This window comes from Microbacterium sp. NPDC055988 (genome assembly GCF_042269505.1).
GTDB lineage: Bacteria > Actinomycetota > Actinomycetes > Actinomycetales > Microbacteriaceae > Microbacterium.
On the sequence record NZ_JBHJXY010000001.1, the window covers coordinates 2,875,324 to 2,888,012 of the forward strand.

Below are 12,689 nucleotides of genomic sequence, written 5' to 3' on the forward strand. Positions count from 1 at the left end.
TCGTGGCTTTGACACTCGGACCGATCCTGCTCGACGCGGGCATTGACCTGTCGGACTCGCTGGTGATCCGCCACGCCTATGTGCGCGAGCACGAGGACAGCGGCATCTCGGGTATCCATGCGGACTCGACTGACGAGGAGATCCTCGAGTACACGCGCAACCAGTCGGCGAACACACGACGGTTCCCTGAGGTGCCGCCCCGCTACTGGGTCGTCTTCATCCGCGAGGGTGGTGACCAGGCTCGGCTGTGGGCCGTAGTCGAGAACGGCGGTGAGATCGCCAACGACGGCGTGCGCAGGATCTTCGACATGGTCGTATCCGAGCACATGGCGGATCTGCGTGGGCGCCTTGTCATCGGCTGGCGTTCACCGCGTACCTGGTGGATGCGTGCCAACACAGCAGCCAGCTATCCGGTGATGGGTATCGCCGACGCAGAGCCGGTGCCGTTCCCCGGCTTCGACCGTCTCGTTCTCGATTACGCGCAGCTCCAGGCGGTCATGCGCGAGCATCGCTACGCTTCCTGGCGTACCGCGCTGTCGTCGGTGGTCGGCATCTACTTAATCACCGATACCCGCGATGGGCGCCACTACGTCGGCAAGGCCGACGGCGAAGAGAACATTCGCCAGCGCTGGACCGTGTACGCGACGAACGGACACGGCGGCAACGTCGAACTGCGAGGGCTCGATCCATCGAGCTTCCGTTACTCGTTGCTGCGCGTGTTTGATCCGTCCACGCCGACGTCGGCAATCGATGCTTCGGAGGGTCACTTCAAGGTCGCGCTCGACAGTCGCCGGCACGGACTCAATCGGAACTGACGGACGGCGACTCGCCCGCGACTAGGGGGAATGTCAGTCGTCGTTCCTACACTCGGTTGTATGACTATTACTGCGGCGCTGCCGACTGAAGCTCGTGTACGGCGTCTGCGCCTGCTCGTAGGTGTTATCGGGCTAGCAGGCGGCAAAGTCCGCGAGTTTGTCACTACCGACGGTATCGCCGAGATCGGCGAAGCCGAGCTTGCCTTGAGTCGCGACGATGTTGTCAACGAGCTTGAGTTGCTCGACGAGGAGGGCCTGGTCACGGCACACCACTCTTTGGCCGGTCTGAACGGGGTCTTTGTCCTGCCTGCAGGGAAGTCTGCTGCGGAGAGCTTCGATAAGGCGCGGCGCGATGTGGTTCTTCGACGTCGCCAACTTCAGGACGACTACTTGCGCTGGCTGTACGAGGAGATCGAGGTCAATGGCCACGGACCGACACCGGATGACTTCCTACGCAGCGGCGCGAACTTTCACGGCGTCGTCTACACCGCAGAAGAGTTGATGAAGGCAGGGGCGCGGCTCAAGGAAGGCGCGTACATTGACGGGCCGGAGGCCTGGCAGTACTCAGCGCCATTGCGTCCGCGGATCACCGCGAAGGGCCGGCACGCCGTCGAGCAGGGGCGGTCCGTCCATGACCCCGTGTATCCGGCGCCGACCCAGCATTTCGAGACGCATGTGCAGGGACCTGCGAACGTCTCGATCGCCAGCTCACAGGTGAATCAGACGCTCATGGTCAGCGACCCTGCATGGGGCGAAAAGGTGTCTTCCGTGCTCGATGCGGTGACGCAGGCGATCGGCGCGCTTACTTTCGACGAGTCGAAAAAAGTTGCGCAAATGGTCGAGGACGCCCGGCAGGGAGTGGCGGCAGTGGAACCGACACGCACCAAACAGGCCCTGATCACGCTCGGCGGCTTCTTGAAAGACGTGTCATCCGGCGCGCTCGGGGGCATCTTGTCGATGCAGGTACTCGCGCTCGTGGCGCTTTTCAGCTGACCACCCAGTCGAAGGAGGCGCCGGTGGAAACGGCTGCAGCGTACTCCTGAAGCTTCGCCTCGGAGATGTCTACCTTGGGGCCATGCGTTGCGAAGTCGGCGACGATCACGTCGACCGGGAGCCCGGCGTGAGTCTGGCGAAACCGTCTGTCGGCGGAATCGATGGACGCTGCAGCCTCGGCGACGAGCCTCCTGTAAGCGCGCTGGTCGAACTTGATCTTCATGCGTTGAACGTTACGGGTGACCAGCGACATTGTGCCGAATACAGCCAGGTGAACGTGAGACACCCATGGAGTTGACTGTCACAGTGCTTTGCGTGGCGCCTTCGCCCTCATCTCGACGCCAACTCGATGTAGTGCTCTCAAGACCGCTCCGTGGGACAGATCATACTTCGCCTCAAGTTCCCGCATCGTCGAGCCCGCCTCGTAGTCGTTCGCCATGCGTCGCGCCTCCGCGTCGGTCACCTTCCGCTTCTTCACGACGACGTTGTTCTCGCGTAGGAGTCTGATGAGCGCCGATGCGGCGACGCCATGTGTTTCGGCCAGTGACCGGGCGCTCTCACCTTCCTCGTATCGCCGAACGATCTCTGCCACGGTTTCCGGGGAGAGCCGCAGTGATAGCGCTTGGGCGCGGTACGACGGCATTGTGCTCGAACCATCGTCGCGGTTGCCGGGGGAGGCCAGCTTCCGCAGTTCATCAGGGGTGAACGGCAGATTCCAATGGTTCGAACAGAGGTCGTGTACGTCAGCCAGACGAAAGCCCCCGCTCAGGCGGGGGTTTCGTCGTTTCCGGGTGCTGACTCCGGAAGGCGGCAGAGACCGTGTCGGCCTCGACATCCATCGAACGGACGAGGGCGGCGCGGTTCGCACGCAATAGGCTCCGAACATGGCCCTGGAGTCTCTCTTCCTCCGTCTCGACCGGATCGCGGGCGGACGGCAGGCCGGTGTCGCGATCAGCGAGGCCGACCGCACTCACCCCAAGACGGTGCGAGCATTCACCTGGATCCTCTGGCTCCTCGTCGTCGAGCTCGTGATAGGCGTGGGTGCCGTCGCCGTCGCACTGCTGCTCGCGGTCGAGGGGGAGTCCGTCTCGTTCGCCGTCTGGATGCGGACACTGGTCGTCCTCGCGATGACCGCGACGCTGTTCTACTTCGCCTGGCGTGCGCAGCGCGGCTGGCGGTGGGCCTATCAGCGGCTGCGACTGTTCGCCCAGATCTTCCCCGTCATCACGCTCGTGATGGCCGCGATCCCCGGCCTGTACCCGCTCTGGATGGTGTCGGAGCAGATCATCTTCAGCCTCATCATGATCGGCATCGCCGACTTCCTCACGAGTGATCACATGCGCCGAACCTTCGCACGCTCGCCGGCCGACGCCGAATAGCACGGCGGAGCGCGCGACGCCACTCCCTACCGCTGCCCTGGCGAGACCTGCATCCTCGACGGAGACGACGTCAGGGGAGGAACACGAATGGCCAGACTGGTTCGAGTCGCACCGGATGAGGATCCGGGGTTCCGGCGGGTTCGCTCGGGGTCGGGGTTCCGCTATGTCGACCCCGCCGGCGAGACCGCACCGGAGGCGGATCGCGAACGCATCAGCGATCTGGTCATCCCGCCTGCGTGGCATGACGTATGGATAGCAGCGGACCCGCTCGCACACATCCAGGCGGTGGGGATCGACGGCGCGGGGCGAAAGCAGTACCTGTATCACCCGCTGTGGCGCGTGAGCCGTGACCGTCGCAAGTTCGTGCGAGCACTCGACCTCGCCGCCGCGCTTCCCAGCGCCAGAGCTCAGGTGACCAGGGCGCTCAAGGAAGAGGGGCAGACCAAGGAGCGCGCTCTGGCGATCGCCTTCCGCCTGCTCGACGACGCGGCGCTCCGCATCGGTTCCGAGCGATACCTCGTGCGCCACGGCAGCCGCGGACTCACGACACTCCGCCGGCGCGACGTGCGCGTGTCCGGCAGCGACGTGGCGTTGTCCTTCCCCGCGAAAAGTGGCCGCACCGCGTCGATCGAGATTACCGACGAGTCCCTCGCCGACGCGCTGACCGATTTCGCGGCGGGGAAGTCGGCGGCCTTCCTTCTGGCCCATCGACGCGGTCGCCGCCGCGTGCGTATCAATCCGGCCGAGGTCAACACGTATCTCCGCGAGGTGACGGGTGCGGCTTTCACCGCCAAGGACTTCCGTACCCTGCACGGAACGGTGATCGCGGCCGATGCGCTCGCCCGGATCGGTGAGCTCGACCGGCGCAAGGATCGGGACCAGGCAGAGCGACTCGCCGTGCAGGCGGCCGCGACCGCGCTCGGGAACACGACGGCCGTCGCGCGCGGCAGTTACATCGATCCACGGGTCTTCCGCCAGTACGCACGGGGACGCACGCTGGACCTCTCGGTGACGCCGGAGACGGCCATCCGACGGCTCTTGGGTGGGCCGGAGATCTCGAAGAAGGTCACCCGGCGAGCTGCAGCCAGACGACCGCGATGAGCATCGGGATGAGTGGCGTGGCCACCGCGGCGATCACCGGCCACCATCGCACACGGGTGTCCACGGTCCGAGCGCGCTCCGCGAGGGTGTCGCCTTCGCGGCGGTAGGACTGCGGGTCGAGCGGTTCGGCGGCCTCATCGCGGTACAGCAGCGTCCGCCGTCCGAACCGATCGTGAAGCGCGGCGATCACGGTGAGGAACCTGCGGAGCTCGATCTCATCGGTGAGATCGACCGCGGGAAGGTACAGGTGCAGCGTGCGGTCGACGATCTCCAGATCGAGGTCGGCGCTCTCATCGAGAAGGATCGCCATCAGATCGGGTGTGAGCACATACAGTGCGTCGGTCTCGTAGCCGTGCGGGACGGACACCTCGAACACGTCGCTGAAGTCGCCCTCCAACCGCAGCTGCGAGCGGCCGGTCGGACGCCGCGGAAGCACGCTGAGCGCTCCGCCTCCCCGTCGCGAACGGAGCATGATCCTCGGCGCTTCCGCGGGGAGGGGGATGCGCACCGCTCGCGCGGTGTGTGTCGTCGCTCCCTCTCGATCGCCGACGACGAAGATGCGCTCGATGCTGTCGAACGGGAGATCTGTGTGGAGAGCATCGAGATGATCTTGGGCGGTCCGGCTCCCGCGGTCGATCTGCTCATCGATGGATCCGCCCCAGATCCGGTCGCCGACGTCTGCGCGGTACGTCCACCCGAGCGTGTGCGCGATGGCTTCGAGGGTCGCGCGTCGCCGCCGTTGCTGCACGATCGTGAAGGTCGAGGTGGCGACGAGTGCGGCGCCCGCGAGGACCGTCCCCAGCTGAGCGAGGAGCAGGGCGGCGCCGTCGAGCCCGAACCCGACCGGCAGCAGGTAGAAAGCGACGCTGCCGGCGATCGCCAGGTAGGCCGCCGACGCGCTGATCAGTCGGACGCCGCCCCGCACGCGGGTTCCTGCGTGCGGGGCGGGCATCGGGTCCGAGTGCGCGAGCACCGTCAGGGCTTGTAGACGATGGCGATGTTCAGCTGGCCGCTCTCGCGTGCCCAGGCGAGCCAGCGGGGTTCGTTCAGGCCGTTGAGACGCTGGATCGGGATGACGTAGATGCCCTGATCGATCCGGCTCAGCGCTCGGAACTCCGGCTTCTTCGAGATCCAGATGGTGCCCCCGCCGTCCCACGGCTCGAGGCACGAGTACACATACCCGTGCTCGCGGAGGTTGATCCGTTCGGTCACGCTCTCCGCCTGCTGTCGGAGCTCGGCGACGACGTCGGCGGGAACCGTTCCGTCGAGGGTGAACGCGGCGACGTCGTACACGTTTCCCTCGCCGAAGTCCCGTGTGGTGAGGATGGTCAACTCCGTGACCCCCTTGTCGGAGGTTCGGGTCCAGAGCGCGTGCGAGTTCTTCGCGCGCTTGTTCATCAGGAACCCGCCGAAGTTCACCTTCTGGAACGCGAAGTCGTCGAGCTTCGCGGCGATCTCTGCGCGTGTCGTCATGAGGGAGTCTCTCCTTGTCCGGGAGGTCGGGCGGCCTCTCCGTCGAGCGAGCCTAGGCGCCGGCGTCGAGGCGCCGTCGGACCCCGAACGAGTCCGAACGAAGCCCCGCGCAGGTGCCGCCGCAGCCTGCCATAGGCTCGACTCATGCCCGCCCCGCGCACCCTCGACGAGCTCTGCAGCGGGTTGGGGCGGATGCGCACGGATGCCGGATCCCCCTCGTACGCGGAGATCGCCCGGCGCATCGGACGGCTGCGCGGAGGAGCGGAACCGGCGAAGGTCACGGTCTACGACTGTTTCCGTCCCGGAAGGAGACGGGTGGACGATCGACTCGTCGGAGACATCATCCGGGCCCTCGGCGGCGAGGAGACCGATTCGGAGTTTTGGCGCGAGACGGCGCGCGTGCTCAACGGCGAGCGGTCGGGAGTGCACATCGAGGTGGCGCATGCTGCGCGGAACGCTCCCGGTGCGGAGATCGGTCGCGAGGCGCTGCTCGCCTCGGTGCCGGCGGCGGATGTGCTCGTTCTCACCGGGCTGCCCGGTTCGGGGAAGAGCACCTTCGCCTCAGCGCTGATCGGAACGGAACCGGTGCTCACGGTGCACCTGCGCGAATCCGAGCCCGACCGTCCGCATGCCGACCCCATCGACATCCTGAGACGCATGCTGGGTGCCCTCGGCGTTCGTTCGCTGCCCTACGAGCTGCCCCGCCTGCGCGAGAGTCTGCAGGTCGCCGCGCACGGCACGACCGTGATCGTGGAGGATGCGGGTGACGCTCGACGCCTTGCGGCCCTGATCGTCCCGGGGGTGCGGTTCGTCGTCACCTCGCGGGTCGACCTCGCCGACCTCGAGCAGCGTGTGAGGCCGCAGACGCTGACCATCGCTCGTGTCGTCGTTCCGCCGATGACGGATGCCGACGCGCAACGGCTCCTCTCGCATCTCATCCCGGTAGAGCGGACGGAGCCGCTCGCAGGCTCGGAGGCCGACGTCGGTGTGGGCGCGCTCGGACGCATCGTGGCCGTCGGAGGTGGCCTCCCGCTCGACCTCGTGATGCTCGCGGGTATCGTCAGGGAGCACGGGGGGTGGTCGTTCCAGGATCTCGCGTCGCGCTTCGAGCACGAGCCGCGTGATGCGAGGATCCGTCCTGTGCTCGAAGCCGCCACCCGCTCGTTGTCGCCGAGCGAGGCCGATCTGCTCGCGGACGCTGCACTGTTGGACAGAGGCATCGACGCCGAGGTGCTGGTCGCTGCCGGTGGCCCGTCGGCCGAAGCGGATCTGCGTGGCCTGCATGCGCGCCATCTCGTGGAGCTCCGCGACGGGCATGTGCACGTCCATGCCACCGTCTTCGCATTCGCCGCGGAGAGATCGCGGTCGCTTCGTCCGTCCTCGGAGCGCCGGGCCTTCGTGCGGAAGGCAGCGGCTGCGGTGCTGGCGCGGATCCGCTCGGATCCGGACTATGCCGCGCGGGAGGTCGTGACCGTGCTCGCCGTGGCGGCGGCGGCGCGCGAGCATGCGGCCGATTCCGCGGTGGAACAGCTCGCCATCGAGGCGCACCCCGGCCTCTCCCGATGGTCGTTGTGGAACGAGTCGCTGCGCCTGCATGACCTCGCTGCGCGCGGGGAGGGGCTCGACCTCGTGCCCGAGATCGCACTGGGCGTCGCGCACTGCGCCGAGAAGCTGGGGCGGTTGGACGAGGCGCTGATCACTCTGCACCGGGTGCGACGCATCGCGACCGGGGCATCACTCGCACGCACCTGGAATCAGATCGGCAACGTCCAGCGGTGGATGAGCCATCTCGACGAGGCGCTGCGCTCGTACGAGGTCGCGATCCGTCATGCGCGGGCCGCGGGGGATCGGATCGTGCAAGGGCGGGCGACCGGCAATCATGCCGACACGCTGCGCATCCTCGCCCGCTACCCGGAGGCACGCGACCGTTACGCGGTGGCCTTGACGATGGCTCAGGAGGAGGGAGATGACCTCAACGTCGCGGTCGTCCGAGGCAACCGGCCGCTGCTCTTCCTGGCGACCGGGCAGCTCGATGACGCGGCCGCCGAGCTGCAAGGGCTGCTCGACGAGTCGAACGTCGACTCCCTGCCGTTCGTGCGGAGGACCCTGGCACTGGTGGCGGAGGCGACGGGCGACGACGCGCGCGCCCGCGAGCTGTGCGCGACAGCGAGACAGGCGCTGCAGAGGGCGGGGGAGTTCGCGACCTCGGCGGACCTCGACCTGCTGGAAGCACGGATGGACGGCCGCGCCGGCGACTTCGTGAGAGCGCGATCCATCGCCGAACGGACGCTGCGCGAGGCGGAACGGGCCGGCTCGCCGTTGATCGCGACCGAGGCGGCGAACTCACTGGCTGAGATCCTGGTGCGCGCTGCGGAAAGCGACTCGACGGCTGCCCACAACCCGCTCGACGCCGCGGAGCGGCACGCCGAGGAGGCGCGCAGCATCGCCGAGGCGACCGGTGATCGGGCGGAGGTGGCGCGCAGCGACGCCGTCCTCTCGTCGATCGCGGCTCTGCGGGGCGACGTCGCGACGGCTGAGACGCTGGCGGCGGTTTCGGCGCGGCTCTATGCGGAGATCGGCCATCGCCTGCGCGGTGGCTGAGGCGTGAAGGTGGGGCGGTCCGCGTCTCGTCCGGATGCCAGGATGGAGGAATGGACACCGCCAACCTCACCCGGGAGGAGACCGCCGCGCGATCCGCCGCGGTCACCCTGCATCGCATCCGTGTCGAACTCGACCTGACGGGGGCCCCCGAGCGCGCGCGCACCGGGTTCCCGACAGTGACGACGCTCGAGTTCGACGCCACGGCGAAGACGACCTGGCTCGACTTCATCGGCGAAGAGGTCCGCCGCGTCGAGGTGAACGGCGTCGACCAGGACGTCGTGTGGGATGGAGCACGGATCTCGCTCGCCGGACTCGCCGCCTCCAACGTGGTCCGCGTCGAGGCGATCGGGGCGTACAGCCGGTCCGGCGAGGGACTGCACCGTTTCCACGACCCGGCCGACGACGAGACGTACCTGTACACGCAGTACGAGCCGGCTGATTCGCGTCGTGTCATGGCGTGCTTCGAACAGCCCGACATGAAGGCCGAATACACCTTCGTCGTCGATTCCCCCTCCGAGTGGGAGGTGCTCTCCAACCAGACCGCGGCGCACACCGACCTCGGCGTCGGAGTGCAGCGGGTGGAGTTCACCCCGACCCTGCCGATCTCGAGTTACATCACCGCGGTCGCCGCCGGGCCCTACACGCGTGTCGACGGCGAGTGGCGGCGCGACGAGCAGCAGATCAGCCTGGGGGTCTTCGTCCGCCGGTCGCTGGCGCCGTACCTGGAGGCCGACGAGATCCTCGACGTCACCCGGCAGGGACTGGACTTCTTCACCGACGCCTTCGCCTACCCGTACCCGTGGGGCAAGTACGACCAGATCTTCGTGCCCGAGTACAACCTCGGTGCGATGGAGAACCCCGGTCTGGTGACGTTCACGGAGTCGTATCTCTCCCGCGGCGCGGCGACGGAGGCGCAGCGGGCCGCACGGGCGAACACGATCCTGCACGAGATGGCCCACATGTGGTTCGGCGACCTCGTCACGATGACCTGGTGGGACGACCTGTGGCTCAAGGAGTCGTTCGCCGACTACATGGGGGCGCACGCCTCCGCCGTCGCCACCCGTTTCCATGACGCCTGGGTGAAGTTCGCCGCGAGCCGAAAGGCCTGGGCGTATCAACAGGATCAGCTGCCCACGACGCACCCGATCGTGGCGGACATCACCGACCTCGAGGCCGCGAAGCTGAACTTCGACGGGATCACGTATGCCAAGGGCGCCGCGGTCCTCAAGCAGCTGGTCGCCTTCGTCGGCGATGATGCGTTCTTCGAGGGCGCTCGGCGGTACTTCGCAGCGAATGCGTTCGGGAACACCACGCTCGACGATTTCCTGGTGCAGCTCAGCGCCGTCTCCGGCCGCGACATGAGCGACTGGTCGGCGGCATGGCTGCAGACCTCCGGTGTGTCGACGCTGTGGACCGAGATGGACGACGAGGGCCGTGTCGTCCTCGTGCAGACCGATCCGCGTCCGCATCGACTGCGCATCGGCCTGTACGAGCGCCAGGACGGGCGCGTCGTCCGGCGAGAGCAGCGGGAACTCGACGTGATCGGCGAGCGGACCCCACTGGACCTGCCCGAGGCCGATCTGGTGCTCCTCAACGACGACGACCTCACGTATGCCAAGGCGCGGCTCGACGAGCGGTCGCTGCGTACGGTCGAGGCGTCGCTCTCGGAGATCGAGGAGCCCCTGGCGCGGGCGCTGGTGTGGTCGTCGCTGTGGAACGCCACGAGAGACGGTGAGCTCGATGCAGCGCGGTACGTGGCGATCGTGCGCAGGCACGGCCCCGCCGAGTCCAACATCGGGCTCTTGACGGGTGTCCTCGCGAACGCCGCGTACGCCATCCGGCACTTCGTCGCGGACGACGACCGTGCTGCAGAACAGCGCAGCTGGACGGATGCCGTGTGGAATACACTGCAGGCCGCCGACGCCGGCAGCGACGCGCAGCTGTCGTGGGCGCGGGCTCTCGCGACCGCATCCGCATACGATGACGCGCACCACGAGCAGGTGCGAGCCCTCCTCGACGGCGACGTGCCCACAGGTCTCGTGGTCGACCCCGACCTGCGCTGGCAGTTGCTGACGGCGCTCGTCACGACGGGGCACGCCGACCTCGCGGACATCAGCGCAGAGCAGGAGCGCGATGACACGGGCAGTGGACGGACGGCGGCGCGACGCGCACGGGCGTCGCGCCCCGACGCCGCCGTGCGGCGCGAGGCGTGGGACTCCGCGTGGAACGACCTCTCGCTCAGCAACGATCACCTCGACGCCGAGATCGAAGGATTCCGGGCCGGCGGCCGTCGCGACCTCATCGCGGGCTTCGACGCGGCGTACTTCGACCGCATCGCGTCGGTCTGGGAGGATCGCAGCATCGAGATCGCGAGGCGGCTCGTGCTCGGACTGTTCCCCGCGACGGAGTCGCTGCAGCAGGTCGACTGGTGGCTCGCGGAGAACCCGGAGGCACCGGCAGCACTCCGGCGCCTCGTGGTCGAGCAGCGCGATCAACTCGCGCGTGAGCTCAGGGTGCGCGGAGTGCTGCCTCGCTGATCAGTTCTGCGGCCGCGTCGAAGCCGAGTGCGCGCAGGTCATCGCGGTCGTCGCTGGCATGGCAGAAGATGGCCGCGACGGCGGCTGCCCAGGCGCGCGCACGCGTCCAGGTCGCGTCGTCGTAGCGGTCCCCGGTGGCACGTCGGAAGATCTGTCGCCCGGCCCGGTCGAAGGCGAGCCAGCCCGCGGCGAGGTCGTAGGCGGGGTCTCCTGCTGTGACGTCGCCGAAGTCGATGAGCGCGGAGAGCCTGCCGCCGTCGACCAGGATGTTCCCCGGGTGCAGGTCGCCGTGGATCCACACGGACTCGGCCGACGGCTCGGCCTCGAGACCCGTCCGCCAGAGGCGTCCGAGAGGATGAGCGATCTCCGCGGGGAGTTCGTCGAGGCGGTCGCGGATGCTCTCGTCCCGGATCGCCAGCGGAACGCCACGGACGGGATTGCGGGGCGCGTCCGCTGGCGCGGATCGATGGAGCGCGAGTAGGGCGACCGCGAGCTGAGCGGCCCACGTGGCGTTCTCGGCGCGCGCCAGGCCGAGTGCCTGCTGTCCGGGCAGCCACGGCACGATCGCCCACGGCCACGGGAAGACCGGGGTCGGCGAACCGGCCCGCACGGGCAGCGGGGTGCGCACGTCCACGGCGGCGAGAAGGGGCGCGATCAACGGCAATGCGTCCTGCTCGTGCGAGATCAGAGGAGCCGACAGGCCCCGACGGGGGATGCGGACCGCGAGCTCGGCGCCCAGGCGCCAGGTCACGTTGTCCCAGCCCTCCGCGACGCGGGTGAGGGGGAGTAGTGCGAGATCGGGCGCGACGGTGCGGATGAGAGCGCGGACGCCGTGTTCGTCGAGTGCGTGCTCGGCGGCGGGGGAGTCCGCCACGATCAGAGATCGAGCGATTCGCCGGGCTCCAGCACGAAGAACTCGCCGCCGCCCTGCTCGGTCGCCCACTGCAGTCGCTGACGGTGCATGTTCTTCCCGATGACCGAGAGCGTCATGTCATGAGTCCCGAAGGCGCGACGCGGCGCGACGGCGAGCACATAGTCCATCGCCTCGCCGATCTTCAGCCAGGGCGCCCCGAGCGGCGCGGCGAGCGTGCCGACCGCGATCCCTTCCGGAACCGCATAGGAATCGCCGGGGTAATAGAGCTCGTCGTTCACCAGCACGCCGACGTTCTCGACGACGGGCAGCGACGAGTGGATGACCTCGTGCGTGCCGCCGAAGAATTGGAGCGAGAAGTCGCCGAGCTCGACCGAGTCCCCGGGGGAGACCACGGTGATGTCGTACCCCTCTGCCGCGTGAGCCACCCCCGACGGCGCGAAGATGGGCGTGCCCGGCGCGGCGCGCAGGAGGCGGTCGAAGTGATCGGAGGTCCAATGGTCGGGGTGCTCGTGAGTGATCACGATCCCGACCAGGCTGTCGAGATCCACCAGCGGTGCGGTGAAGGAGCCCGGGTCGATCAGGAGGGTCTTCCCGCCGACATCGAGGCGGAGGGCGGCATGTTCGAACTTGGTGACGCGCATGAGACGAGTCAACTCCTTCATCCGGCGCACGGCAAACGGATTCTGCGCGCCACGCCCGGGAGTCAGGTCGGGGTGGCGTCGATTTGGCGGACCGAGAAATGCCATGGCATACTTGAACGGTTGTCGCGCGACGGAAACGTCCGCCAGACGGCCCCATCGTATAGCGGCCTAGTACGCTGCCCTCTCACGGCGGTAACGCGGGTTCGAATCCCGCTGGGGTCACACAACATGAGAAAGCCTCCGGTTCGCCGGGGGCTTTCTTGTTTTCCGCACAT

The 12,689-nt window shown here is 67.9% G+C and carries 12 protein-coding genes and 1 tRNA gene; 7 read left to right on the plus strand and 6 right to left on the minus strand.

Annotated elements, in window-relative coordinates; translation table 11 throughout:
* Positions 1-2 precede the first annotated feature (2 nt).
* Both ACFC14_RS13720 and ACFC14_RS13725 read left to right on the plus strand, forming a co-directional pair.
* Positions 3-815, plus strand: coding sequence for a GIY-YIG nuclease family protein (locus ACFC14_RS13720; protein ID WP_376105469.1), 813 nt, complete (start codon positions 3-5; stop codon positions 813-815).
* 60 nt (positions 816-875) lie between these two features.
* A complete protein-coding gene (locus ACFC14_RS13725) occupies positions 876-1,808 on the plus strand; it encodes a hypothetical protein (protein WP_376105471.1) in 933 nt (310 codons plus the stop codon).
* Here the strand turns inward: ACFC14_RS13725 and ACFC14_RS13730 are convergent.
* On the minus strand, positions 1,801-2,031 hold the full coding sequence (locus tag ACFC14_RS13730; RefSeq protein WP_376105474.1) for a hypothetical protein: 231 nt from the start codon (positions 2,029-2,031) through the stop codon (positions 1,801-1,803). The genes ACFC14_RS13725 and ACFC14_RS13730 overlap by 8 nt on opposite strands.
* Before the next feature lie 78 nt (positions 2,032-2,109).
* The gene (locus tag ACFC14_RS13735) at positions 2,110-2,400 is read right to left on the minus strand and encodes a hypothetical protein (protein ID WP_376105477.1); all 291 of its coding nucleotides are present in this window, start codon (positions 2,398-2,400) and stop codon (positions 2,110-2,112) included.
* A 292-nt stretch (positions 2,401-2,692) separates the two neighbouring features.
* On the opposite strand from ACFC14_RS13735, the gene ACFC14_RS13740 reads away from it, so the two are divergent.
* Positions 2,693-3,187, plus strand: coding sequence for a hypothetical protein (locus ACFC14_RS13740; protein ID WP_376105479.1), 495 nt, complete (start codon positions 2,693-2,695; stop codon positions 3,185-3,187).
* An 87-nt stretch (positions 3,188-3,274) separates the two neighbouring features.
* Positions 3,275-4,288, plus strand: coding sequence for a DNA topoisomerase IB (locus ACFC14_RS13745; RefSeq protein ID WP_376105482.1), 1,014 nt, complete (start codon positions 3,275-3,277; stop codon positions 4,286-4,288).
* On the opposite strand, the gene ACFC14_RS13750 is transcribed toward ACFC14_RS13745, so the two are convergent.
* Entirely contained in the window at positions 4,254-5,240 is a 987-nt protein-coding gene (locus ACFC14_RS13750; protein ID WP_376105485.1) for a hypothetical protein, read from the minus strand. The genes ACFC14_RS13745 and ACFC14_RS13750 overlap by 35 nt on opposite strands.
* A 23-nt stretch (positions 5,241-5,263) precedes the next feature.
* Complete coding sequence (locus tag ACFC14_RS13755) at positions 5,264-5,761, minus strand: hypothetical protein (RefSeq protein WP_376105488.1); 498 nt, start codon at positions 5,759-5,761, stop codon at positions 5,264-5,266.
* A gap of 144 nt (positions 5,762-5,905) precedes the next feature.
* Between ACFC14_RS13755 and ACFC14_RS13760 the strand changes: the two genes are divergently transcribed.
* Positions 5,906-8,362, plus strand: coding sequence for a hypothetical protein (locus tag ACFC14_RS13760; RefSeq protein WP_376105491.1), 2,457 nt, complete (start codon positions 5,906-5,908; stop codon positions 8,360-8,362).
* Positions 8,363-8,412: 50 nt separating this feature from the next.
* Positions 8,413-10,899, plus strand: coding sequence for an aminopeptidase N (gene pepN / locus ACFC14_RS13765; protein WP_376105494.1), 2,487 nt, complete (start codon positions 8,413-8,415; stop codon positions 10,897-10,899).
* Here the strand turns inward: pepN and ACFC14_RS13770 are convergent.
* Both ACFC14_RS13770 and ACFC14_RS13775 read right to left on the minus strand, forming a co-directional pair.
* Positions 10,871-11,773: a phosphotransferase gene (locus tag ACFC14_RS13770; protein ID WP_376105497.1), complete on the minus strand. Its 903-nt coding sequence runs from the start codon at positions 11,771-11,773 to the stop codon at positions 10,871-10,873. The two genes, pepN and ACFC14_RS13770, sit on opposite strands and share 29 nt — an antisense overlap.
* Before the next feature lie 2 nt (positions 11,774-11,775).
* Positions 11,776-12,414 (minus strand): MBL fold metallo-hydrolase, encoded by a 639-nt coding sequence (locus tag ACFC14_RS13775; RefSeq protein WP_376105499.1) that lies wholly within the window; start codon positions 12,412-12,414, stop codon positions 11,776-11,778.
* A gap of 149 nt (positions 12,415-12,563) precedes the next feature.
* Here ACFC14_RS13775 and ACFC14_RS13780 point away from each other — a divergent pair.
* A tRNA-Glu gene (locus ACFC14_RS13780) sits at positions 12,564-12,636 on the plus strand.
* Positions 12,637-12,689 lie beyond the last annotated feature (53 nt).

What these genes read in the sequence shown, in the direction of transcription:
- ACFC14_RS13750 (WP_376105485.1), bottom strand. Translation starts at nt 5,240, where the DNA reads ATGCCCGCCCCGCACGCAGGAACCCGCGTGCGGGGCGGCGTCCGACTG.
- pepN (WP_376105494.1), top strand. Translation starts at nt 8,413, where the DNA reads ATGGACACCGCCAACCTCACCCGGGAGGAGACCGCCGCGCGATCCGCC.
- ACFC14_RS13730 (WP_376105474.1), bottom strand. Translation starts at nt 2,031, where the DNA reads ATGAAGATCAAGTTCGACCAGCGCGCTTACAGGAGGCTCGTCGCCGAG.
- ACFC14_RS13755 (WP_376105488.1), bottom strand. Translation starts at nt 5,761, where the DNA reads ATGACGACACGCGCAGAGATCGCCGCGAAGCTCGACGACTTCGCGTTC.
- ACFC14_RS13725 (WP_376105471.1), top strand. Translation starts at nt 876, where the DNA reads ATGACTATTACTGCGGCGCTGCCGACTGAAGCTCGTGTACGGCGTCTG.
- ACFC14_RS13740 (WP_376105479.1), top strand. Translation starts at nt 2,693, where the DNA reads ATGGCCCTGGAGTCTCTCTTCCTCCGTCTCGACCGGATCGCGGGCGGA.
- ACFC14_RS13775 (WP_376105499.1), bottom strand. Translation starts at nt 12,414, where the DNA reads ATGCGCGTCACCAAGTTCGAACATGCCGCCCTCCGCCTCGATGTCGGC.
- ACFC14_RS13760 (WP_376105491.1), top strand. Translation starts at nt 5,906, where the DNA reads ATGCCCGCCCCGCGCACCCTCGACGAGCTCTGCAGCGGGTTGGGGCGG.
- ACFC14_RS13745 (WP_376105482.1), top strand. Translation starts at nt 3,275, where the DNA reads ATGGCCAGACTGGTTCGAGTCGCACCGGATGAGGATCCGGGGTTCCGG.